Below are 21,996 nucleotides of genomic sequence, written 5' to 3'. Positions count from 1 at the left end.
AAGTGGGATCAGGTTATCCAGCGCAACTTAATTCATCCTTAATTATTTCAAGCGGTTGCGCAGTTTGTTCAATCCGACGCGCGCGGGGGATTTCATGCTGGGGGCTCACTTCAAAGGAGACTCGGCATGAAACGGTTAGTGAGTTGGATCTACGCGCCCACCTTTTTGCTGGGATTTATCGGTTGCGGACTGTGGCAGCCGAACAGCTTGATTCTGCTGTTCGTGATAGCCGTCGCAGTGTCATTCCTGGCAGAGCGGTGGTTGCCCTATGAACCGCAGTGGAATCGCAGCCTGGGCGATCGTCGGCGCGACACCTTGCACGCCTTGGTCAACGAAAGCCTGAATGCCGCTGGGTTGTTGATCCTGCCGGGGCTTACGGCGCTGTTGGCGTTTGAAGGTATCTGGCCGCGTGGCTGGCCGCTGTGGGAGCAACTGCTGATGGCGATTGTGCTCGCTGATGCCGGTATTACCTTGATGCATTACGCCAGCCACCGCATTGGGGCGCTGTGGCGTTTGCATGCGGTGCACCACAGCGTGCAGCGGCTTTACGGCTTCAATGGTTTGATGAAGCATCCGTTGCACCAGATGCTGGAAGCCACGGCGGGGCTGTTGCCATTGATCCTGCTGGGCATTCCCACGCCGGTGGCGCAGTTGCTGGCATTGGCCATCGCCGTTCAATTGTTGTTGCAGCATTCCAATGTAGACATGCGCCTGGGGCCGTTGCGCTGGGTGTTCGCCTGGGCGCCGGTGCATCGGTTTCACCATATGAAGTACGGTCGCGCCGGGGATGTGAATTTCGGGCTGTTTTTCAATCTGTGGGATTGGCTGCTGGGCACGGCGTTCTATCGCGAGGGGTATCGCATGGGGCCGGGAGACCTGGGGATTGGCAGTCGACCGGATTTCCCGGTGGCATATGGGGAACAGTTGCGTGACCCGTTCAGGCCGGTTGCCTTGAGCAAGGAGCCGGCACTGCCAGACGATTTACGCTAATAGCTGCACCTCCAGCTGGCGCAATGAGGCTGCCGCCGTGACGCCAAACAACTGCTTCATGGTTCGTGAGAAGTGCGCGGAATCGGCAAAACCCGCACCGTGCGCAGCGTCGGTCAGTGTGCCGCCGGCAATTGCCAATTGCAGGGCGATGCGCAAGCGTCGCCACAGCACCAGGCGGCGCACGGGCAAGCCGAGTTGATCCGAGAACAGCCGCTCCAGTTGGCTCAATGACAGGTGCGCCGCTTCGGCCAGGGCGTGGGCAGAAACCTTGCCGCTCAACTGTTGATCCAGTGCAGCAAGGGCTCGTTCCACGCGTGGATCATCCAGCGTGCGCCGGGGGAGTTGGCGCAACCCCTCCAGGGACAGCTGCTCGTGGATCAACAGGTGTTGCAAGTGGGCGGTATCAAACACGGCGGGTTCGGCATACAGCACCTTTACCTCACCCTCAGTGTCGAGAATGGCGTGGGTCTGCCGCGAAGGGATAAACAGGCGATGGGTTGTAGTGACCTGGCCATCGAGGCTGACCGTGATTGGCCGGGCGCAGAGCATCAACTGGTGGGCGTAATGTGCATGGGGCGCGGTGCGCCCCAGCTCGCCGAGGATAAGGCCGTAGTCACGCCCCAACCACAGGCGGCCTGACCATTCGGCCTTCACTCAGTACTTATAGTCGTTCAGCAGGTCCTGCACGCTGGACGACGGCCAGCGTTTGTAGAACTTCAGCAGTTCGGCGGCGCGGTTGGTGAAGATGCCATCGACGCCCGCTTTCATTACCTTCTCGAAGTCGACCGGCTCATCCACGGTGTAGACGTGTACCAGCAGGCCTTTGTCGTGGGTCAGCTTGTTCATCTCGGGTTTGACTAAGTCCGTATAGCTCTGGTCGCCGTGGTCTGTCAGCTCGGCCGATGGGCCGGTGCCGATGGCGCCGAGGCTCTTGGCTTCGTCGACCCATTTTTCGAACTCAGCAGCGTCCTTAGGCTCCTGCTTGGCGTAGTAGGCGGCCTTGGTGGTTTCACCGGATTCGGCGAAGGTCTGCTTGTTTTTCGGTTCGATGCTGCCTTCACCCACCCACAGCAGGAGGATTTTCGGGGTGTTGGGCATTTCGTTCTGCAGCTCTTTGAGGCTCGCCACTTCGAAAGTTTGCAGCACCACGCGGCCCTTGCCCTGGCCGACGCCGGTGTTGCTCTTGCCCAGCTTGGAGCCAGCGGAACTCAGCCAGCCTTTGTCCAGCAGCTTGTTCTTCAGGTCGGCTTCGATGCCTGGGAATTGCTTGGGCTCCTTGGTCTCGATGTAGAGGCCGGGTTTGTGCTGCGGGTTGCCTTCGGCGATCTTGATGATGTCGTCCAGGCTCTGGATTTTCAGGCCGACGAAACCCGGGCGGGCGCGGTCCGGGTAGGCGGCGTTGAACCAGCTGCCGGCGTCGAGGGTTTGCAATTCTTTCCAGGTGAACTCGTTGGCCGGGGCGTCCTTGCGGTCGGGAAACTTGGTGGCCACGTCGGTGGTGCGCTGCAGGTTGTTGTCGTGCAGGGCGAACAGCACGCCGTCCTTGCTGCGCTGCAGGTCCAGTTCCAGGTAGTCGGCGCCCAAGTCACGCGCGACCTTGTAGGCGGCGGCGGTGGACTCAGGGGCGTCGTATGAAGCGCCCCGGTGGGCGATCACGGCAGGGTAGGGGATGCCTTCGTTAGTCGCCAATTCAGCCGGGCTGATCGGGTCGGCAGCCTGTGCTTGGCCAAGGCCGAGCATCAGGGCCAGCAGCAGGGCGCTCTTGGTAAACGTGACAGGCATATGCGAAGTCCTTTCGTGGAGGAGGCTTTGAGAAGGCCTCCTTTTTAACAATTGATGGCGAAAGGCGCTATCACCAAACCGACATTAACGTGCGCACGGGCAAAATTTTCGGGTTTTTATGGGATGCATTGCAGTACTCTTGCTCGAAGCTGCCCCGTTAGAGGACAGTACTTTCCGCCACGCGTGTAAACCATCTTTCCAGTCCATGTAGGACTTTTCAGTGAGGTTTACCATGCGCATCACCTCCGAGCTTATCTGCCAGGCCGCCGACCAACTCCACGGATTTGTTGGCCTCAATCGCAAGACCGGCCAGTACATCGTACGTTTCAGCGAAGACGCCTTCGGTATGGACGTGGCCGATGACGGCATCATCCCCACCGCCGAGTTTGTCTGGCTGCCGGCCCCGGAGCAGACCATGACCCTGTCCCGCGAACGCCTCCAATTGCTGCTGGACCAGAACATCGACGACCGCATCAACATCACCGAACCGTTGCGGGTGTACATGCGGCGGGTGGAGATTGCGCAGATCAGTGCGTTGCGCAGTCTGGTGAGCTGAATAAGGCGACAACCATAGGTGTTTGTAGTGAGCGGGCTTGCCCCGCGCTGGGCTGCGAAGCGGCCCCAATAAAGCCACCGCGGTTATCCAGACAAAACGCAGTGTCAGGTTTTAGGGCCGCTTCGCAGCCCAGCGCGGGGCAAGCCCGCTCACTACAATATTTCGTAGATACCTTTGGCTATCGCAAGCAAGCCTCACAGGGTTTTGTGCTGCTCTTCAGGCACTATTTCAATTTTGGAATGCGTAGGCCCGTTCGACTTTGCACACCCGGGTCTGAAAGGCCGAGTACCAAGTGGCGCGCCCCTGTTCGCGCACCGCTTGGTGCTCGGCGTGCTGCTTCCACGCCGAAATCGCCGCCTCACTCTCCCAGTACGACACGGTAATCCCCAGGCCATCTTCCCGTGCCGATTCCACACCGAGAAACCCCGGTTGTTCGCGCGCCAGTTCCAGCATGCGGTTGGCCGCGTGGCCGTAACCTTGATCGCCCTCGGTGCGCAGTGAGCTGAAAATCACCGCGTAGTAGGGCGGGGCAGGCGTGCGCGCGATCATGCCGACACCGCCTGACAGGCTTTGAGCAGGGCAATCGCCAAGGGTGGGGTGACGCCTTTTAATGCGCTGCGTTCGGGTTGGAACAGGGTGGCCACGAAGAACGGGTGGTCGAGCAGTTCCACCGCGCGCAGGTCACCTGCCGAGTCATGGCCACTGGGGATCAGATCGCCTTCCAGCAGGGCATTGAGAAACTCAGGGTTCACGCCATAGCGGCACCGATAACCTTCCTGTACATCAAGAGTCCCGTAGGCTTCGGCGATGCGGGTGTAGGGCGCCAAACGCACGGTGTCGGTGGCTTCCACCAGCGTGCAGTTCAGTGGCGTGATCACCGCGCGCTTTGCATGCGGAGCGAGTTCGCCATGCTCGGCGTCCTTCCAGCCCAGCACATTGCGGGCATATTCCAACACTGCGTGTTGAAAACCGCCGCAGGTGCCGAGAAACGGTCGCCGCTGTTCGCGGGCAAAACGGATCGCTCGCAGTGCGCCATCGGTATCGCGGTAGGGGCTGCCGGGCACGCACCAGAACCCGTCGAAACCATGCAGTGACTGGGGCAGGGCATCCGTGTCGAGCCACTGGGTATGAACGGTCAGGCCCAGGGTGTCGGCTGCCTGTTGCAACGCCACGGGTATGGCCTGGTGGGCGATAACATCGGGGTTGTAATCGCCGATCAGGGCGAGGTGCAAGGGTGTGGCGTTCATCGTGTACGTCCCATGGCTTGTGGTGTCCTGGGGTGCACTATAGATTGGCGAGCACGCAATTAAAATTGGCGTTTTCCCACATGTTCAATGCAGCTACGCACTATTCAATTGACTACCCTGACCTGTCGCTGATCCTTGCCCTGGTGCGCGGCGGCACCCTCGCTCGGGCGGCGGCGTTGTTGCGGGTGGACGTGTCCACGGTGTTCCGCGCAGTGCGGCGCCTGGAGGCGGCGCTGGGCCAGACACTGTTTGAAAAGAGCCGTACTGGCTACTTGCCCACCAGCCTGGCAAGCAACCTGGCCCAACAGGCGGAGCGCGCTGAACAAGCACTGGAGGCGGCGCGTGTTGGCGTGGAGCAGGGGGGTGAAGTGATCAGCGGCACGGTGCGCCTGACCTGTACCGATTCGGTGTTGCAGGGGTTATTGCTGCCGGCCCTGGCGCAATTCATGCCGCAGTACCCTGCGTTGATCCTGGAGCTGAGCACGTCGAATGATTTCGCCAACCTCAGCCGCCGCGACGCGGACATCGCCCTGCGCCTGACCCGCACGCCGCCGGAGCATCTGGTGGGCCGTCGCCTTGGCAGCGTGGCCTATCAGGTATGCGCCAGCCCTGGTTTCGCCCGCCAACACGCGGGCCGTGAGTTGGCCGACCTGCCCTGGATCGCCCCGGATGACTTCCTGCCCGACCACCCTACGGTCGCCTGGCGCTGCGAGCACCTGCCCGGTGTGCGCCCCAGTTATCGCTGCAACAGCATGTTATCGGTCACCGACTTGGTGCGGGCGGGGTTGGGGGTGGCGGCGTTGCCGGACTTTCTATTGGATGCAGGCCTGCAACCGCTGGGCCCCGCGTTGGCCGGGCACGATACGGCGTTGTGGTTGCTCACGCGCGCGGACTGCCGGGCGTTGCGCTCGGTGGTGACGCTGTTCGATGAACTGGGGCGGCATATTGGGATGAAGTGTGGCACCGCCGCTCCCACCGGGGATCACTGGAATTCTTGAGGTTTTCGGACAAAGTGCTCATGCATTTCACACGTCAGGCTTTCGATGTGTTCTGTCAGTTGTTTGGTCATTTCCGTAAGCCGGGTATTTTGCTCCAGCAGTTCCAGTAACTGTCTGGTGGTCTGCTCGGCCTGGGCCTGGCGCTCGGTATTGGCAGTCGCCAAGGCTTCGCGGTGCAGGGCATCGGCGTCCGTCTGCGCTTTGTCGCGGGCAGCCTGGCGCGTCTGGGCCAGCAGGATCAGCGGCGCGGCGTAGGCCGATTGCAGGCTGAAGGCCAGGTTGAGCAGGATGAACGGGTACACATCAAAGTGCGTGATGCCGGTTGCGTTCAGCACCACCCACAGCACCACGATTGCGGTTTGCGCGCCGAGGAAGGTGGGAGTGCCGAAGAAGCGGGCGAAGGCTTCGGCCTTGAGGGCAAAGGTGTCGTTGCCGAAGGTCGGTGCCAGGTGGGCGTGAGAGCGGTGGAAGCGCAGGTGGTCAACGGGCGTGGCTTCGGGCTTTTCTGGGGTCATGGCGGGCTCGGGTCTTTTGCTTGCAGACAATCAAGCACTATAGACCGAGCCCCCCGGCAGGCACATGAAGAACCGGTCAGTTGCCGCCGCGCTCATTGGCAAACGTACTCACCGCCTGGACCGCCTCGCTGGTGCCTTCGCGAATCTGCAGGATCACGGTGCCAGCGCGATTGGCCAGGTCGACCCCTTGCGCAGCGCGGTCGCGGGTGCCGTCCATGCTGTGGATGGCCTGGCGGGTTTCATCCTGGATCATCGCGATCATGCTGGAAATTTCCGTCGTGGAACCGCTGGTGCGCGCCGCCAGTTGGCGTACTTCATCCGCCACAACCGCAAACCCGCGACCTTGTTCGCCTGCACGCGCCGCCTCGATGGCGGCGTTGAGTGCCAGCAGGTTGGTCTGGTCGGCGATGCCACGAATGGTGTTGACGATGGTGGTGATCTGCTGCGAACGCTCGCCCAACTTGGCGATCAGCTGCGAGGAGCTGTCGATGTCCGCGGCAATGTCGCGCATGCCACTGGCCGTTTGCTGGATCACCTCGGCGCCTTTTTCGGCGATGTCCCGAGTGGTCAGGGAAATATGGTACGCCTGGGCCGCGCTGGCAGCGTCGGCGGCATGTTGTTGCACCATAGCGGTGACATCGGAGGCGAACTTGACCACTTTGCACAGGCGCCCGCTGGCGTCGTACACCGGGTTGTAGTTGGCTTCGAGCCACACGGTTTGGCCATTTTTATCCACCCGCTCGAACTGGCCGCTGAACAATTCGCCCTGGTTCAGGCGCTGCCAGAAATCACTGTAGGCCGAGCTTTTGGCCATCTCTGCGGTGCAGAACATACGGTGATGCTGACCCTGGATCTGCGCCAGGCTGTAGCCCATGCGCTGCAGGAAGTTTGCGTTGGCAGTGATGATGGTGCCGTCGAGGTTGAACTCGATCACCGCCATGGCACGGCCGATGGCCTCGAGTTTGGCATTGGCTTCGCTTTCGGCCTGTAGCCGTGGGGTGACGTCCATGGCGTACTTCACCACTTTGATCACTTGACCCGCGTCATCACGCACCGGGTTGTAGCTGGCTTCCAGCCACACCGACTGGCCATCGCCGGCCACGCGTTCAAAGGTGCCGGACTGGAACTGACCATTGCGCAAGTTCGACCACAATTGGTTGTACTCGGCGCTGCGGGCGAACGCTGGGGTACAGAACATTCGATGGGACTGGCCCTCGACCTGCTCGGCGCGGTAGCCCATGGTCTGGAGGAAGTTGGGGTTGGCCCGTAACACGTTGCCGGACAGGTCGAATTCGATCACCGCCATGGAGCGCTCGATAGCGTCCAGCAGGCTGGCCTGTTGGGCAATGGTGTGTTGCAAGGTGTTGATGGTTTTTTTATGGGCGTTGAATAGCATGTTCGGGTGCTCGGGCAAGCAAACTTCTAGGGTTTCCGTGGGTATGCGCCTGCCCCCGTAAGGCATCCGCCATACGGTTGACTTGCTCATTGTCAGCTTCCTTGTGCTGACAGAGGGGGGTGAACAACGGGTTCAGAGTGATCAGCCTGGCAAGAAGTTCGCCCCAGGGGCAGGACCTTTTTTGGGTAGCCGACCAATGGTGGCATTGTGCTTCCTTCTCGGGTGCCGAGAGGAAGATTCAGACGAAGAGTCGTAGGACAACTTCAGGCGGAGTGGGCGATCACTTCTTCGCTGACATTGACCCGGTTGCGCCCGGTGTCCTTGGCGGCGTACAGCGCCCGATCCGCCGCATTCAGCCACATCGCGGCATCGGTGAAGTAGGGGTGGAAATCTGCCAGGCCGATGCTCAGGCTGACACGCAGCTCTGGGATCTGCGGGTTGCGATAGTTGCAGAAGGTTTCGCGCATGCGTTCCATCACCTGCGCCGCTTCTTCCAACGGTACTTGCGGAAGAATCACACAGAACTCATCGCCACCGTAACGCCCGGCCAAGTCTTTTTCACGCAGGTTGCGCCGCAGTTCCAAGCTCAATTGGCGCAGTACGGCATCACCGACGATGTGGCCGTGGGTGTCGTTGATCTGTTTGAAGTGATCGATATCGATCAAGGCAATCGTGGCGTGGCTTTGTTGCTGCTGGCACTTGTGGAACTTGAGGTGCAGCAGGTCTTTCCATGAACCGTGGTTAAGCAGGCCGGTGAGGCTGTCTGTGCGGCTGAGGGCGCTGAGGGCACGTTTATGTTCGGACAGTTTGATCGCCAGTTGGTAGCAGACCATCCCGATGGCCATGGGGTAGAGCGTCAGCATCGGCAGGCAGGTGTAAACCTGAGTGAGGCTGACATTGGGGTTGAACGTGAAGCCGAACAGCGCACCTGCGACGCCGATACCGGCGGCTTGCGCCAACAACCCGCGCAGGAAAAGACGCTTGCCGCCCGCAGCGACGTTGTTCATGGTCATCATTGAAAGGATCGTCACGGTTGTGAGGGGCGTGAACTGCGTGGCCGTGGCCCAGAATCCACCCCACAACGAGTCGTACAGCAGATTGCGCTGCTCGGCCTGATAGGGGAATTGCGCACGAGTCGAGAGTTGGTATGCCAGATGCGCCCAGGCAAAACCGTTGAACAGCAGGAATGCCCATACCCAGCCCGGCATCGCCAGCGGATAAAGGGCGCCTGCGACACTGATGCAGCCGATACCCAGGCCGATAATCCTTGGCTTGTAGATACGCCTGGCAAATGAAAGCCCTTTGCCTCGTCTGTTTTCCATAAATTCCTGGGGCAGTTCTTTTTTCTGCGGGTGCAGCGATGTGCGTCAGCGGGTAGAACCGTTGATCGGATAATAATGGTGAATATTGTCAGTGATTCGCGTGTGAATAATCAGTGTCCTTCCAAGCCATTTGTGCAGGACAGCGTGCGAATACGTCAAAAACGACCAGGAATGTCGCTCAAGCAACGGTTTCTTACTGATGACTTGAAGGGGGGACCGCGTACCCAGCCAGAAACAGGTCAATGGCTGACTCGATAACGCTGGCCTGATTGGCCGCGTCGAGTACCGGCAGGCCCAACGTGATCTGCGGCCAGAATGCGAAGGCTTTGAGCAGGCTCTGGATCTGGTGCGCGGCAAATGCCGGGTCGCTGCAGTTGAGTCGGCCGTCCTCTTGAGCGGCGCGTACCCACTGGGTGAAGCCTTCTTCACGCGTGCTCAGGCGGTTGACCATGTCTTGTGCGCGCTCCGGGGAGTGGATGGTGGCGGCGATCGCGACCCGGGCTAGGTCGAGGAAATTGGCGTCCGACATCATCTTCATCTTCGCTTCCAGCAACCCACGCAATTGTTCACGCAGCGGGCGATCGCTGGCGTAGCTGACGTCGAGTTGTGCGACGCTGCTGGCCCAGAGTTGATGGAGTATTTCGGCGAACAACTCTTCCTTGCTGGGGAAGTGGTTATACACCGTGCGCTTGGAAACGCCGGCGGTGGCGGCGATCTTGTCCATGCTGGTGACCTCGAAACCGTTCTCGCGAAACTCGGCGATGGCCGCTGCCACGATGGCTTCGCGTTTGCGGTCGGTGAGGCGTTGAGGGGCAGTCATGGGCAGCGCTCGGCTCTTCAGGGAAAATTACACTCGGTAGTTTACTTGCTCCGGATTTTGTTGCAATCTTGAAACTACACTGTGCAGTGTAATTTATAGCGACCCGTAGGAGTCACCCGGTAATGGCCACGATCTCGTCCCGTGTCGATTCTTCGCCAGCAACCCCCAGGCAGGACCAGGGCCACTTCAGCAACGATGCCCCTGTGCAGCACGGTGGCTTCGGCAAGACCTTGCGCATTTTCTGGAACATGCTGTTCAACAAGCCGCGCAGCACGCGACCGGTGGGGCAGATCCCGGTGCAACCGCTGACCCGCGAGCAGTTACTGGCGGCCCCGGATCACAGCGTGTTCCGCCTCGGGCATTCGACTGTATTGCTGAAAATGCGCGGTAAATTCTGGGTGACCGACCCGGTGTTCGCCGAGCGCGCGTCCCCATTCAGTTGGGCCGGCCCCAAGCGTTTCCATCAACCGCCCATCAGTCTTGAGGAATTACCGCCGTTGGAAGCGGTAATTCTTTCCCACAACCACTACGACCATCTTGACCGCAAGGCTGTCGTCCAATTGGCTGACAAAACCCGCTATTTTCTTGCGCCCCTGGGCGTGGGCGACACCCTGGTGAAGTGGGGCGTGGAGGCGAGCAAAGTGCATCAGTTGGATTGGTGGCAAGGCACTGAGGTGGATGGCATTCGATTTGTCGCCACGCCTGCGCAGCATTTTTCCGGGCGCGGCCTGTTTGATGCCAACCAGACCCTGTGGTGTTCCTGGGTGATGATCGATGGCGCGCGGCGGATCTTTTTCAGCGGTGATACCGGTTACTTCGATGGCTTTAAACGCATCGGCGAACAGTACGGCCCGTTTGACCTGACGTTGATGGAAACAGGTGCTTACAACGTCGATTGGCCCCATGTGCACATGCAGCCGGAGCAAACCCTGCAAGCGCACATCGACCTCAAAGGCCGCTGGCTGCTGCCGATTCACAACGGCACCTTCGACCTGGCGTTTCATGCGTGGCACGAACCGTTTGACCGCATCATGGCCCTGGCGTGGGAGCGCAGCGTTTCGATTACCACGCCGCCGATGGGGCAGGCATTCAGCTTGAATCAACCCGAGCGTGGATATGCATGGTGGTTGGAGGTGGAAACCCAAGGCGCACAGGAACACCTCGCCAGCTGACGAAAGAGGTATCGGAAAAAGGAGTTTTCAAGCTGTTTCAGAGCTGCGACAGACGCCGGTCAAGGGTGCGATGATTCCCGGAAAGTCATTTTTCGGGAGGCAGATCTTATGGAGAGTAAGTGTGGGAAATATTGGCCAGCGGGTATGCCGTGTCCGACAGACCACCCCGCACCTGTGTTCACTGAACGGTCAGGTCAGGCAATTACGTCCAAGGATCATGCGAGCCTCAGAGGCATCAATTTTGGCATCGATCCCCGCGCTCATGATCAGCCTGTGAGCAGCGTTCCGGTCCCGGGGTATGACGCCCCAGGACTTCCCCTTAAACCCCTGCGCGACCCGTCGCTGTCACTGATTGCCTTGAGTGGTGTCGATCCTTCTGGGCCGGTGATGGTGCAAGTGCCCCTCGTCCAAAACAACAGCCCCTTTACGCCAGCCCAAGCGTTGAGCGGCAGGCGCGTGGGGTTTGCCGAGCGGTTCGCCGGCGGCCATGAACACGAGCTCATTGAGCACAACTCATCCTTCCTGAGAGCGCTGGACATCCTGTCACGGGCGGGGGCTCAGCCGGTACCGGTGCTTGCACACCAAGGCAATGGCCCGCAGTACTCGCGCAATGAAATCGATGAGCTTGTGCATGAATATCAACTGGACGCGTTGGTGTCCGACAGCCGCAGCGCCGCTTTCCATAGCGCTTGCAGGAGTGGGTATCCGGTGCTTGGCGAACCACTGGGGGATGGTGCCACGCTATGGTTCTACGGTGCGCAATGGTCGAGGGATTCGCTGAAAAGCCTGGTACAGGGGTATCGGAGCGTCCGGGATCTGATGGATGCAGGCGTGGCTACCCACAGCGTTGAATAATCCTACGTTGTAAATGACCTGGGTCGCGCTGCTGAACGGGGGATGGGTTTTTAGACTGGGGCACGGATCAATCTGGGTCCTTCGTCATTTCTTACCCCCGAAGAGGTCTTATGTTAGGTATCGCATATGGTATGGGCTCCATCGTTCGGCAACTCGTGCAGTCCTTCGCTGGCGACTACGCTTCCGTCGCGTCAAAGGCAGTTCCTCCAGGTACCGAATACCTCAGTGTCAAAGAGCTAGGCACGCAAATGGCCCGGTCGGACGGGCTCACATCGGCCAATCTGGTCACTTACCTGCAGGAACGGATTCGCAAGGTGGACCCGCAACTGAGCTCCGTCATTGAACTCAACCCTGAAGCACTTGAGACCGCACGCGAGTTGGATCGTGAGCGAGCCAGCGGCAACGTGCGCGGGCCGCTGCATGGCATTCCTGTTTTGCTCAAGGACACCATTGAAACCTCAGGCATGCAAACCAGTGCAGGTGCGTATGGACTGGTCGGCGCAACGGCCGGCAAGAACGCGCCGTTGGTTGATCACCTGATTCAGCAGGGCGCGGTAATCCTGGGTAAAACCAATATGACCGAACTGGCTGGGTTTCGAGGTGGCCCCGATGGCTGGAGTAGCCGGGGTGGGCAAACCCGCAACCCTCACCAGCCCGGTGCGGACGTCGGCGGTTCCAGCTCCGGTTCCGCCGCCGCAGTCGCCGCTGGCCTGGCACCCTTGGCGGTGGGGGCTGAAACCAATGGTTCGATCATTGTGCCGGCAGCGTTCAATGGTGTTGTCGGGCTCAAGCCCAGCGTCGGCCTGCTGGATCGCAATGGGATTATCCCCGCGAGCCAGCGCCAGGACACACCGGGCCCGATGGCTCGCTCGGTGTTCGACGTAGCGCTGATGCTCAATGCCATGTCCGGCAGCGATCCTCAAGACCCAGCGAGTGTAGGAGCGCCCCAAGGTATTGATTACACCGAACTACTGGTTCCGGGCGCCTTGAAAGGCAAGCGTATTGGATATCCCGCGACGTTCTCCGCAAATGGCGAAACCCTGCCAGTGGTGAATAGCGTGCAATTTGGCCGTACACTTGAGGTGCTTCGCGAGCAGGATGCGGTATTGGTGCCGGTCAACATGCGCTTGGCGGATGCCTCACGCTACGACGAGTTACTGCTTTCGGATGTAAAGGAGGAACTGAACGGTTACCTGGCCAAGCGTTCGGGGTTACCAGTCAAGTCGTTGACCGAGTTGATCAAGTTCAACAACGAGCGCGATGGCACCGACGTGGATCATCAACCGGTGCTCAAGGAAATCAGCGCTTCAACCCTGACACCGGAGCAGCGCAAGCCACTGTGGGACGAATTGATCCAGGATTTTCGCAGCACAGTGGACGACCCGATCACGTCGGAAAAACTCGACGCCATGGTCTCGGATTTCGAGACCAACAGTTACTTCGGTGTCGCAGCGGCCGGCTACCCAGGGATCGCCGTACCTTCCGGGGCGAACGAGGACGGGCTACCGACCAGTGCCTACTTTTTTGGTACCCGCTGGTCCGAGCCCACGTTGTTGGCAGTGGCCCATGGGTATGAGCAGGCAGCCCAGGCGGCAATCAAACCTGGGCTTTGACCGGGCTCATAATTTCACATCGCAAATGGGGCGTCGGGTACTGCAACCGCAGTCCTGAGGTTCCCGGCGTCTACACTCAGTGCCATGGAGGGCCGCCATGGCCTACAGAATTCACATCCTCGGTGCAGCGGGCGCCGGTACCACGACGCTGGGCAAGGCCTTGGCCGAACGCTTGAACGTTGCCTATTTCGATTCGGACACCTTCTACTGGCAGCAGACGCCAGACCCTTTCACCGTCGCGCGACCCAAAGATGAACGCATCCGCTTGCTGCAGGAACAAGCCGCCGATCTTGAAGGCTGGGTGCTGTCCGGCTCACTGTGCGGCTGGGGCGACCCCATGATCCCGCACTTCACCCACGTAGTATTCCTGCGTCTCGACTCGCAATCACGCCTGCACCGTCTGCGCCTGCGGGAAGTGCAACGCTACGGCGATGCGATCCTGCCAGGTGGTAGCCGCCATGAAAACAGCGTCGCGTTCCTGGCCTGGGCCGCCCGCTATGATGGCGGTAACCACAGCCTGCGTAGCTTGCGCCGGCATGAAACCTGGCTAAAGGCGCTGACCTGCCCGGTGATGCGGCTGGACTCTACGCACCATTCGGTTGAGGGGTTGGTGAGTCAATTGATGCCGTCGGTGTGCCGAGCAAGCGGGAGATGATGCCTTGGGGCGTGGGCTCGGTTGAGGTCGTGTCAAACCGGCGCACACTCATCCCCCACCCCGGCGCAAACCCCGGGAAAAATACCAACCCCTCGGCCTCCAACCGAAATGCCAATGCCAGACGGGTTTCATCACCCACATCTCGCTGGCTTTCAAACTGTTGAATCGCCTCCGCCGACACACCTGCCAGGCGGGCCAGGTCTTCCCGGCTCCAGCCCAGCATCGCGCGTGCCTGTACGCTGTGTTTGGCGGTGAATTGATGCAGGACGATCTGCTGTTCTACGAAAGAGCTCATTGCCAGAGAGGACATGGGGTTTCTCCAGGGTTCGACGGGGGAGGACAAACTATACTGTGTTTTTGTACAGTTGTTTTGACCGCTCATCAACTGGATTTGTACTCACCCACTAATCCACCCCCGGCGCCTCACGAATGATCAAGTGATCCAGGTTCTCGATATTCGCGCTGAACACCCCAAATGTCTGCTCGGGGTTTTTCTTGCTCGGCACCTGTTTCAGCTCCGGGGTCACCCCGTAGAAGAAGCAATACAACGCCCGCTCGCTGTCCACCGCAGCCTTGATCTGCTCCAGGAACGCCGTGCGCATGCGGTAGTTCTCGATAAGCTTTTTGTTCAGGTACACGTTGACTGAGTAGGGCTTTTTATCGAGCCACACCTTCTTTTCGAAGTCGATGCGAAAGCTGCTGGTGTAGTCCTTGATCGCCTTGATCTTGCCCCAGTAGATCAAGCCCTTGTTGTCTTGCAGGTATTCGATCTTCTTGAAAAACGTCCAGTAGCTTGCCGTGTGCTCGCCGATCTTCAACGGCATGCTCTTGAGCTTGTCCTTGTCGTCGATGTTGGACACATAGCATTCCACTGGGTGGGCGAAGACGCTGGTTTTGTCTGGGGTGCTGTCGTTGGTGCTGTGGGATGTGGATACACGAATTGAAGGTGTTTTCGCTGCATTTTGAGGGCTGCTTCCTTCCGCGCCGGTCAGTGGCGCCTTGCGCTCGTACTGACGCCGTGTAAGCACAAATTCCGATGGGAAATTTTCCTCGCGCTCGTCGTCACCTTCATCCGTCGCGGTTTTGTGCGTGCTGGCGTAGCGGCAGCCGTCGATATGCCGGGTGCTGGTTTTGTTCTTGAAATGCGGCGTGCGCTGGTAGTTAACGTTCTTCGCGTTGAAAGTGCTCAGCGTATTGCCGCCCTTATCAAACGCTGCGCGGCAGGCATCATTGGGGCACAGGAAACTGTCCTTGTCTGAGTCGAAATCAGCGGTTTCGTCGAAATTCAGGTCTCGTACGTCGTAGATCGATAGCTTGTCGTCGAGACTCAGGCAGTAGGCCGTGTCGAATTTCATGGGGCTCGGGTCCGTGAGATGAGTAGCGCGATACTACGCAAATATCAGCCCTATGGAGATCAAAAATGTGGGAGCGAGCGCCTCCCACATTAGATGTGTAGTGTTGGGGGCGGCGGGTTCTCAGCCACGCGTCGCCCACTCATGAAGCACAAGGTGCCACCGATTGCTGTGAGTGCACCAAGGGCATAGAACATGCTGGCGGGCGCCGCATTGATCAATAGATAACCACAAATCACCGGGCTCATCGCTCCGCCAAACGCCGCCAGGTTCTGCGCACCGTAGTAACTGCCGCGCAGGGCATCGGGAGCGATGGTGTCGATAAACAGGAACTCCGAGGGGTAGATGATCATCTCGCCCAAGGTGAATACGAACATCGCCAGGCACCAGGTGAGCAGGCTGTCGGCCAGGCTGAACCCGATCAGCCCGACAATGAACAGCAAGGTGCCGAGCACGATCCAGTAACGCAGTTGCTCACGCTTGAGAAACCGCCCGATCTGGTACTGCATCAAGATCACGGTGACGGCGTTGCAGGCCAGCACCGCAGACAGAATCTTCAGCGCCTCGGCGGGCTTGTAGGCCACCAGCAAAAACTGCGACAGATACAGGGTGTAGCGCCCGTGGACAATGGTGCTCAGCAGGCTGCCGCTGGTGAACAGGATCAGCGTGCGGTCGCTGCGCAACGTGCGCAAGGTGCTGAGGAAACTCAAGGGTTTGTGGCTGTCATCCCGTTGGGTGGGTGGAATGCCTATCATCAGGAATACGCTACCAAACGCGATGGCGCTGGCGATCAGAAACGGCGCCAACTGCATATGGCCGGCAATCACCACGCCGACCATCGGGCCAGTGGCATAGCCGACGTTGGTCAGCGTGTAGCGCAGGGAAAACACCTTGGCGCGATCACCCACCGGCAGGTTTTCGCTGATGATGGCTTTGGAGCCAATCAGGAATAGCGCCGACGCCGCTTCGGTGATCACCAGGGTCAAGGTGGTGAGGTAGAGGTTGCTGGCAAAGGTCAGCAACAGAAAACCGATGGAGCTGGACAGCATGGCCAGGATCAGCAGCTTGCGCTTTTCCAGGCGGTCGATGATGTAGCCGCCGTACAGGCCCAACAGTGTCGCGATGAATACGGCGATGCCCATCAGCAAGCCGATGTCCTGCTGGTTAAGGCCCAGGCGCGTGCTGAGCAGCAAGGCCAGCAGCGGGCTGGTCATGGCACGGCTGACCACGATGGTCACCGAGCAGATCAGCAGGCGGCGGATTACCAGGGAGTAGGTGACCACGGTGGGCGAGCGTCCTTTTTATTGTGCCAATGCACCACACATCAAATGTGGACACAGATCAATGTGGGAGCGGGCAAGCCAGCGCCCACATTCAGATCATTTTACTGGCCGGCATTGATGGAGATTTTTTCCACTGCACCTTGCTCCAGATCCCACTTCTTCAGGATCTTGCCGTAGGTCCCATCATCAATCATGCCCTGCAACGCTTCACTGATCGCCGTGACCAACTCGGTGTTGCTCTTCTCAATCCCGAGCCCCGTAAACTGCTTGGAAATCGCCAGGCCCACCGGCTTGTACTTGCCCTTGTCCAACGACATCAAATAAGGAATCGTCTCGCTGCCCTGCATCGCCGCATCCAGGCGGTTCTGCTGCAACTGCGCCCGCGCATCCGCCGAGCCCTCAGTACCAATCACCACGATCGCTGGCTTACCCGCTGCTTCGCAGTTTTCCTTGCTCCACGCGGCAATTTCCGACGGCCAGGTGGTACGACGGCTGGTGCCGACTTTTTTACCGCACAGGTCAGTCAATTCCTTGATCTCTTCACGCTTGGCCAGGGTGTACAGCTGCGGGCCACTGGTGAAGTAGTCGATAAAGGTCACCGACTTCTGGCGTTCGGCGGTGTCGGTCATGCCCGACAGCACGATGTCCACGCGCTTGGTGGTCAGGCCGCTGAGCATTTGCTCGAAGCCGGTTTCCTGCCATTTGATCTTCACGCCCAGGCGTTCGGCGAGGGCATTGCCCAAGTCGAAGTCGAAACCAGTGAGCTTATTGGTGGCGGGGTCCTTGAAATCCATCGGTGGATAATTCGGCACGATGGCCGCGCTGATCTCACCCTTGTCCTTGATTGCCGCCGGCAATGCCGCCAATACACAGGTGGAAGCCATCAGGCCTGCGAGCAACGTTGGGATAAACAATTTTTTCATGGGGGCGTTCTCGTTAGTTTTCTAGTTAAGTGCGAACGGCAGAAATGAAGCTTTGGGTACGCGGGTTTTGTGGGCTTATTAGAATTTCTTCGGGGCTGCCGGCTTCCACAATCTGGCCGGCATCCATAAACACCATGCGGTTGGACACTTCGCGGGCGAAGCCCAACTCATGGGTGACCACGATCATGGTCATGCCGGTGGTGGCCAAATCGCGCATCACCGACAGCACTTCTCCTACCAGCTCCGGGTCAAGGGCTGACGTGGGTTCGTCGAACAACATCAATTTGGGGCGCATCGCCAGCGCTCGGGCAATCGCCACGCGCTGCTGTTGCCCACCGGATAATTCCACCGGGTAGGCATTTCGTTTGTCCGCCAGGCCCACGCGAGCGAGCAACTCCAACGCATCCTCAATGGCCTCCTTGGGCGAGCGCTTGAGCACCTGGCACGGGCCTTCGATGATGTTCTGCAGCACGGTCATGTGCGGGAACAAATTGAAGCGCTGGAACACCATCCCGGTGGCCAAGCGCTGGCGGGCGATCTGCGATTCATTCATCTCGTGCAGCTTGTTGCCGACCACCCGGTAACCCACCAGCTCGCCGTCGACCCACAGGCCACCCTTGTCGATTTTTTCCAACTGGTTGACGCAACGCAGCAGCGTGCTTTTACCCGAACCCGACGGGCCGATGATGCACATGACTTCGCCTTGCTCGACCTCGATATTGATGTCGCGCAGCGCGTGATATTCGTCGTAATACTTGTTCAGGTTGACGGCCTTTACGATGCTTCTCATGGGGCAAATCTCCTCAACCCAGACTTACGAACGCTTGCCGGCGCCGCGGGCAAAACGACGCTCGAGGCGGCTTTGACCAAATGAAAGAACAGTCACCACCGCCAGGTACCAGATGCCGGCCACAATCAGCAGCTCCATGACTCGCGCGTTGGCGTAGTAGATGTTTTGCGCGTTGTGCAGCAGCTCCGAGTACTGGATCACGCTGGCCAGGCTGGTCATTTTCACCATGCTGATGAACTCGTTGCCTACAGGCGGAATGATCACCCGCATGGCCTGCGGCAGAATGATCCTACGCAGCGCTTGCAGGCTCGGCATGCCGATGGACTTGGCGGCTTCGTACTGGCCGGTGTCGACCGACAGCAAGCCGGCGCGCACCACCTCGGCGGTGTAGGCGCCCTGGTTGATGCTCAAGCCGAGCAGGGCGGCCACGAACGGTGTCATCAGGTCGACGGTGTCGATGCTGAACAGGCCGGGAATCGCGATCACCGGGAAAATCAGCGCCAGGTTGAACCACAGCAGCAACTGCAGAATCAACGGCGTGCCACGGAACAGCCAGGTGTAGGTGATGGCCACATACCGCAGGATCGGGTTGGCCGACATGCGCATGATCGCCGTGATCACCCCGATCACCACGCCCAGCGCCATCGCCAGGATCGACATGACGATGGTGTTCACCAGGCCCCAGAGGATGGCCTCAGACGTGAGGAACTGACCGATGTAGGACCATTCGATCTGGCCGTTGGCGAATGCACGCAACAGTGCGGCCAATACGATCACGATCAACGTGGCAAAAAACATCCGCCCGTAATAGCGACGCGGCACGTGTTCGTACTGCGTGATATCGAACTGGTTCTCGGACAACTTGCGCTCTATTTCCAAGCGCTCGGCCGGGGTTTGGTTCATGGTGATTCTCCAAAAAAGCGATTACCGCTCTACTCGATCCAACAGTTAAAACCCGATCCAATGTGGGAGCTGGCTTGCCTGCAAAAGCGCCAGCCCAAACACTACAAATCTCCCAGGCTTACATCCGAAACCCCTGATAACTCTCAGCCCATCGCTGCTGCTCAGCCAACGCCACCTTCAACCGCCCAATCTGCTCCCTGACCCGCTCCGGCGCCGTCCCACCCCACCCACTGCGCGCCGCAATCGCCGCCTCCAGGGTCAAGCAGTCCCGCACTTCAGGCAGCAACCGAGCATCCACCTCCGCCAACATCGCCGGCGAGGCTTCCCACAACTCAATCTCATGCTTCTCACAGGCCTGCACCAGCGCGCCGGTAATCTCATGGGCTTCTTTAAACGGCACACCACGGGTGGCCAACCAATCCGCCACCTCCGTCGCCAAGGTGAAGCCCATCGGCGCCTGACGCCGCAGCTCTTCCACCTGCACCTTCATGGTCGCAACCATCCCGGCCATCGCCGGCAGTACCAGCAGCAAGGTGTCCACGCTGTCCAACACACTGTGCTTGTCTTCACTCAAATCGCGGTTGTACGACAGCGGCAACGACTTGAGCGTCGACATCAACCCGGTCAAGTTGCCGATCAAGCGCCCAGCCTTGCCCCGCGCCAATTCGGCAATATCCGGGTTCTTCTTCTGCGGCATGATCGAGCTGCCGGTGGCGTAGGCATCGTCCAACACCACCCAGCGAAACTGGCGCGACGACCACAGGCAAAACTCCTCCGACAGCCGCGAAATATTCACCCCGAGCATGCCCGCCACAAACAGAAACTCCGCCACATGGTCGCGACTGGCTACCGCGTCAATCGAGTTTTCGCACGGCCCGGTGTAGCCCATTTCCTTGGCCGAATGCTCCGGCTGGCGCGCAATCGCCGAACCGGCCATGGCTGCCGCACCCAACGGTGACAGCGCTGCACGCGCATCCCAATCCACCAAACGTTGCACATCCCGCAGCATCGACTGCGCATGAGCCAGCAAGTGGTGGGCAAACACAATCGGCTGCGCCTGCTGCAAATGGGTAAAGCCTGGGCAGATGCTCTCCACATGCTGCTCGGCCTGTTCCACCAACGCCTTTTGCAGACCCAACACCTCAGTGGTGATGGTGCGCGCGTGGTCGCGTAGGAAAAGCCGCAGGTCATTCGCGGTCTGATCATTGCGTGAACGCCCGGCGCGCAGCTTGCCGCCCAAGGCGCCGAGGCGCTCGGTCAATACGCGTTCGATGAAGGTGTGCACGTCCTCGTCATCCAGGGTCGGATGCAGGCGGCTGGCGGCGAAGTCAGCGCCGATCCCCTCCAGGGCTTCGAGGGTACGCAAGGTCTCCGACTCATCCAGCAAACCGGCGCGCTGCAACTCACGGGCATGGGCACGGGAGCCGGCCAGGTCGTAGGGCGTCAGGCGAAAATAGCGCTCAGGGCAACGCGACAACGCGGCCAATGCAGCAGACGGACCCAGACGGACCGGTCTTGAAACGAGCGCCCCAAAGGCGGTCGGTGGGCTGGGACATGGGTATTCCTCACGCTTGTTTTTAGAAGAGTCGGAGGCAGTAAAAATAAGTTTTCAACTAGACTGAATCAGCGTCTGACGCGCCGTATTCAAGGTTGCCAAGGGCGGTTGTTTATGTTCATTATCGCCGCCTGGCTATGTTCAAGGACTGGGTTGAAGCCTGTTGAATATGGCACTTGAGGTCAACGCGTATTATGGAAACTCCACTTTCCACTTCTGGAAACCTACCGCCAAAACCCGGCACACGACCGCCCCTGCAGCTGAGCGGGCTGGACTTCAAATTGCTGCGGGTATTTATGGCCGTGGTCGAAGCCGGCGGCTTTAGCGCCGCGCAAAACGAGCTGAACGTGGGGCTCGCGGCTATCAGCAAACAAATCTCCGACCTGGAAATCCGCATCGGCATGCGCCTGTGTACACGGGGGAGGGAAGGGTTCGGCCTGACCGAAGAAGGCAAGTTGGTGTATCAGGCGTCCATCGAGTTATTTACCTCGGTGGACAGTTTTCGCGACAAGCTTAGTTCGGCGCAAAACGAACTCATTGGCGACCTTAGTGTGGGGGTTATTGATAACACCGTGTCCGACGTTAATTCCCCGCTAATTACCGCGTTGGGGAAATTACATAGCGAATCACCAAAAATTAGATTGCGCCTACATGCCTCGCAATTGGACGAAGTTGAACGTGGCGTGGTGGAAGGCCGCTTGATCGTCGGCATCGTGCCGGTGTACCAACGCCGAGAGGAATTTGACTACTTCCCGCTGTACGAAGAAAAAGCCCACGTCTACTGCGCTGTAGGACATCCACTCTTCAGCGCGAGCGACATCACGCCCGACGTGCTGCGCCAATACGAAGTGGTGAACCACCGGTATGCGATCCACCGCGACAAGGCCACCTTCGTCAATTACGACAGCCAGTCCGCCTCGGCCTCACAAGTCGAAGCCGTCGCCATCCTGATCCTCACCGGCCGCTTCCTCGGCTTCCTGCCCGAACACTACGCCTCGCCATTGGTAAGGAAAGGGCGCCTGCGCGCACTGTGTCCGGAGCAAGTTCACCTGAGCACCGCCTTCAACCTCATCCTGCGCCACAACGCCCCGCGCAGCCCGATGGTAAAAGCCTTTGCAACGGCGCTGGGTGTGGACCTCAAAGCCACGACATAACACTCAAGCCAAACACCGTCCCTCCGAGCGACAGAGATCAACTGTGGGAGCTGTCGAGCCCCAGCGAGGCTGCGAAGGGATCGCCTCGGTCTCCTGACGGACCCTCAACTCGGAT

General features: G+C 59.5%; 22 protein-coding genes and 1 pseudogene. 8 read left to right on the top strand and 15 right to left on the bottom strand.

Features of this window, described 5'->3' with window-relative positions; translation table 11 throughout:
* Positions 1-126: 126 nt before the first annotated feature.
* Positions 127-990, top strand: a complete 864-nt coding sequence (locus AB4O35_RS27950; protein WP_065875395.1) for a sterol desaturase family protein — start codon at positions 127-129, stop codon at positions 988-990.
* Here AB4O35_RS27950 and AB4O35_RS27945 read toward each other — a convergent pair.
* A complete protein-coding gene (locus AB4O35_RS27945; protein ID WP_065875396.1) occupies positions 982-1,644 on the bottom strand; it encodes a helix-turn-helix domain-containing protein in 663 nt (220 codons plus the stop codon). The genes AB4O35_RS27950 and AB4O35_RS27945 overlap by 9 nt on opposite strands.
* Complete coding sequence (locus tag AB4O35_RS27940; RefSeq protein WP_065875397.1) at positions 1,645-2,772, bottom strand: glycerophosphodiester phosphodiesterase family protein; 1,128 nt, start codon at positions 2,770-2,772, stop codon at positions 1,645-1,647.
* A 232-nt stretch (positions 2,773-3,004) separates the two neighbouring features.
* Here AB4O35_RS27940 and AB4O35_RS27935 point away from each other — a divergent pair, with 232 nt between their 5' ends.
* Positions 3,005-3,328: a DUF2025 family protein gene (locus AB4O35_RS27935; RefSeq protein WP_065875398.1), complete on the top strand. Its 324-nt coding sequence runs from the start codon at positions 3,005-3,007 to the stop codon at positions 3,326-3,328.
* Positions 3,329-3,556: 228 nt separating this feature from the next.
* Here AB4O35_RS27935 and AB4O35_RS27930 read toward each other — a convergent pair whose 3' ends face one another.
* Complete coding sequence (locus tag AB4O35_RS27930) at positions 3,557-3,877, bottom strand: antibiotic biosynthesis monooxygenase family protein (RefSeq protein WP_065875399.1); 321 nt, start codon at positions 3,875-3,877, stop codon at positions 3,557-3,559.
* Positions 3,874-4,575: a CTP synthase C-terminal region-related (seleno)protein gene (locus tag AB4O35_RS27925; RefSeq protein WP_065875400.1), complete on the bottom strand. Its 702-nt coding sequence runs from the start codon at positions 4,573-4,575 to the stop codon at positions 3,874-3,876. Before AB4O35_RS27925 ends, AB4O35_RS27930 begins: the two co-directional genes overlap by 4 nt.
* 80 nt (positions 4,576-4,655) lie before the next feature.
* On the opposite strand from AB4O35_RS27925, the gene AB4O35_RS27920 reads away from it, so the two are divergent.
* Positions 4,656-5,573: a LysR family transcriptional regulator gene (locus AB4O35_RS27920; RefSeq protein ID WP_065945870.1), complete on the top strand. Its 918-nt coding sequence runs from the start codon at positions 4,656-4,658 to the stop codon at positions 5,571-5,573.
* Here the strand turns inward: AB4O35_RS27920 and AB4O35_RS27915 are convergent.
* The 4 genes from AB4O35_RS27915 to AB4O35_RS27900 all read right to left on the bottom strand — a co-directional run bounded on the left by AB4O35_RS27915 (position 5,558) and on the right by AB4O35_RS27900 (position 9,626).
* The gene (locus AB4O35_RS27915; RefSeq protein ID WP_065945871.1) at positions 5,558-6,088 is read right to left on the bottom strand and encodes a DUF1003 domain-containing protein; all 531 of its coding nucleotides are present in this window, start codon (positions 6,086-6,088) and stop codon (positions 5,558-5,560) included. The genes AB4O35_RS27920 and AB4O35_RS27915 overlap by 16 nt on opposite strands.
* Before the next feature lie 76 nt (positions 6,089-6,164).
* A complete protein-coding gene (locus AB4O35_RS27910; protein ID WP_065875403.1) occupies positions 6,165-7,484 on the bottom strand; it encodes a methyl-accepting chemotaxis protein in 1,320 nt (439 codons plus the stop codon).
* A 263-nt stretch (positions 7,485-7,747) separates the two neighbouring features.
* On the bottom strand, positions 7,748-8,806 hold the full coding sequence (locus tag AB4O35_RS27905) for a diguanylate cyclase (RefSeq protein ID WP_065875404.1): 1,059 nt from the start codon (positions 8,804-8,806) through the stop codon (positions 7,748-7,750).
* Positions 8,807-8,999: 193 nt separating this feature from the next.
* Entirely contained in the window at positions 9,000-9,626 is a 627-nt protein-coding gene (locus tag AB4O35_RS27900; RefSeq protein WP_065875405.1) for a TetR/AcrR family transcriptional regulator, read from the bottom strand.
* Between the two features lie 122 nt (positions 9,627-9,748).
* Between AB4O35_RS27900 and AB4O35_RS27895 the strand changes: the two genes are divergently transcribed.
* The 4 genes from AB4O35_RS27895 (at position 9,749) to AB4O35_RS27880 (ending at position 13,921) form a co-directional block, all read left to right on the top strand.
* Positions 9,749-10,798 carry an MBL fold metallo-hydrolase gene (locus AB4O35_RS27895; protein ID WP_065875406.1) on the top strand — a complete coding sequence of 350 codons (1,050 nt, stop codon included), beginning with the start codon at positions 9,749-9,751 and terminating at the stop codon, positions 10,796-10,798.
* 273 nt (positions 10,799-11,071) lie between these two features.
* On the top strand, positions 11,072-11,653 hold the full coding sequence (locus AB4O35_RS27890; RefSeq protein WP_256530451.1) for a hypothetical protein: 582 nt from the start codon (positions 11,072-11,074) through the stop codon (positions 11,651-11,653).
* Positions 11,654-11,763: 110 nt separating this feature from the next.
* The gene (locus AB4O35_RS27885; RefSeq protein WP_065881076.1) at positions 11,764-13,266 is read left to right on the top strand and encodes an amidase family protein; all 1,503 of its coding nucleotides are present in this window, start codon (positions 11,764-11,766) and stop codon (positions 13,264-13,266) included.
* 97 nt (positions 13,267-13,363) lie between these two features.
* The gene (locus tag AB4O35_RS27880; RefSeq protein WP_065945872.1) at positions 13,364-13,921 is read left to right on the top strand and encodes an AAA family ATPase; all 558 of its coding nucleotides are present in this window, start codon (positions 13,364-13,366) and stop codon (positions 13,919-13,921) included.
* On the opposite strand, the gene AB4O35_RS27875 is transcribed toward AB4O35_RS27880, so the two are convergent.
* The 7 genes and pseudogenes from AB4O35_RS27875 to argH form a co-directional block, all read right to left on the bottom strand.
* Positions 13,851-14,231, bottom strand: a complete 381-nt coding sequence (locus AB4O35_RS27875; RefSeq protein ID WP_083207121.1) for a helix-turn-helix domain-containing protein — start codon at positions 14,229-14,231, stop codon at positions 13,851-13,853. The two genes, AB4O35_RS27880 and AB4O35_RS27875, sit on opposite strands and share 71 nt — an antisense overlap.
* 94 nt (positions 14,232-14,325) lie before the next feature.
* Complete coding sequence (locus AB4O35_RS27870) at positions 14,326-15,276, bottom strand: hypothetical protein (RefSeq protein WP_065875410.1); 951 nt, start codon at positions 15,274-15,276, stop codon at positions 14,326-14,328.
* 89 nt (positions 15,277-15,365) lie between these two features.
* Complete coding sequence (locus tag AB4O35_RS27865; protein ID WP_065875411.1) at positions 15,366-16,556, bottom strand: MFS transporter; 1,191 nt, start codon at positions 16,554-16,556, stop codon at positions 15,366-15,368.
* Positions 16,557-16,657: 101 nt separating this feature from the next.
* A complete protein-coding gene (locus tag AB4O35_RS27860) occupies positions 16,658-17,479 on the bottom strand; it encodes an ABC transporter substrate-binding protein (protein ID WP_065875412.1) in 822 nt (273 codons plus the stop codon).
* 25 nt (positions 17,480-17,504) lie between these two features.
* Positions 17,505-18,269 (bottom strand): amino acid ABC transporter ATP-binding protein, encoded by a 765-nt coding sequence (locus AB4O35_RS27855; protein ID WP_065875413.1) that lies wholly within the window; start codon positions 18,267-18,269, stop codon positions 17,505-17,507.
* A 24-nt stretch (positions 18,270-18,293) separates the two neighbouring features.
* Positions 18,294-19,172: an amino acid ABC transporter permease gene (locus AB4O35_RS27850; protein ID WP_025859372.1), complete on the bottom strand. Its 879-nt coding sequence runs from the start codon at positions 19,170-19,172 to the stop codon at positions 18,294-18,296.
* Between the two features lie 118 nt (positions 19,173-19,290).
* A pseudogene (gene argH / locus AB4O35_RS27845) lies at positions 19,291-20,728 on the bottom strand (argininosuccinate lyase).
* Between the two features lie 193 nt (positions 20,729-20,921).
* Between argH and AB4O35_RS27840 the strand changes: the two are divergent.
* Positions 20,922-21,881, top strand: coding sequence for a LysR family transcriptional regulator (locus tag AB4O35_RS27840; RefSeq protein WP_065945873.1), 960 nt, complete (start codon positions 20,922-20,924; stop codon positions 21,879-21,881).
* The last annotated feature ends 115 nt before the right edge of the window (positions 21,882-21,996 follow it).

The sequence above is a fragment of the Pseudomonas sp. H1_A03 genome (assembly GCF_054685145.1).
Note: the sequence above shows the minus strand (reverse complement) of the source record. Positions and strands in the feature narration are given on the sequence as shown.

Bases quoted from the DNA above. Each gene is read 5' to 3' on its own strand.
- AB4O35_RS27840 (WP_065945873.1), top strand. From the start codon at position 20,922: ATGGAAACTCCACTTTCCACTTCTGGAAACCTACCGCCAAAACCCGGC.
- AB4O35_RS27880 (WP_065945872.1), top strand. From the start codon at position 13,364: ATGGCCTACAGAATTCACATCCTCGGTGCAGCGGGCGCCGGTACCACG.
- AB4O35_RS27935 (WP_065875398.1), top strand. From the start codon at position 3,005: ATGCGCATCACCTCCGAGCTTATCTGCCAGGCCGCCGACCAACTCCAC.
- AB4O35_RS27925 (WP_065875400.1), bottom strand. From the start codon at position 4,575: ATGAACGCCACACCCTTGCACCTCGCCCTGATCGGCGATTACAACCCC.
- AB4O35_RS27950 (WP_065875395.1), top strand. From the start codon at position 127: ATGAAACGGTTAGTGAGTTGGATCTACGCGCCCACCTTTTTGCTGGGA.
- AB4O35_RS27850 (WP_025859372.1), bottom strand. From the start codon at position 19,172: ATGAACCAAACCCCGGCCGAGCGCTTGGAAATAGAGCGCAAGTTGTCC.
- AB4O35_RS27940 (WP_065875397.1), bottom strand. From the start codon at position 2,772: ATGCCTGTCACGTTTACCAAGAGCGCCCTGCTGCTGGCCCTGATGCTC.
- AB4O35_RS27915 (WP_065945871.1), bottom strand. From the start codon at position 6,088: ATGACCCCAGAAAAGCCCGAAGCCACGCCCGTTGACCACCTGCGCTTC.
- AB4O35_RS27905 (WP_065875404.1), bottom strand. From the start codon at position 8,806: ATGGAAAACAGACGAGGCAAAGGGCTTTCATTTGCCAGGCGTATCTAC.
- AB4O35_RS27930 (WP_065875399.1), bottom strand. From the start codon at position 3,877: ATGATCGCGCGCACGCCTGCCCCGCCCTACTACGCGGTGATTTTCAGC.
- AB4O35_RS27860 (WP_065875412.1), bottom strand. From the start codon at position 17,479: ATGAAAAAATTGTTTATCCCAACGTTGCTCGCAGGCCTGATGGCTTCC.
- AB4O35_RS27895 (WP_065875406.1), top strand. From the start codon at position 9,749: ATGGCCACGATCTCGTCCCGTGTCGATTCTTCGCCAGCAACCCCCAGG.
- AB4O35_RS27875 (WP_083207121.1), bottom strand. From the start codon at position 14,231: ATGTCCTCTCTGGCAATGAGCTCTTTCGTAGAACAGCAGATCGTCCTG.
- AB4O35_RS27920 (WP_065945870.1), top strand. From the start codon at position 4,656: ATGTTCAATGCAGCTACGCACTATTCAATTGACTACCCTGACCTGTCG.
- AB4O35_RS27900 (WP_065875405.1), bottom strand. From the start codon at position 9,626: ATGACTGCCCCTCAACGCCTCACCGACCGCAAACGCGAAGCCATCGTG.
- AB4O35_RS27870 (WP_065875410.1), bottom strand. From the start codon at position 15,276: ATGAAATTCGACACGGCCTACTGCCTGAGTCTCGACGACAAGCTATCG.
- AB4O35_RS27885 (WP_065881076.1), top strand. From the start codon at position 11,764: ATGTTAGGTATCGCATATGGTATGGGCTCCATCGTTCGGCAACTCGTG.
- AB4O35_RS27855 (WP_065875413.1), bottom strand. From the start codon at position 18,269: ATGAGAAGCATCGTAAAGGCCGTCAACCTGAACAAGTATTACGACGAA.
- AB4O35_RS27910 (WP_065875403.1), bottom strand. From the start codon at position 7,484: ATGCTATTCAACGCCCATAAAAAAACCATCAACACCTTGCAACACACC.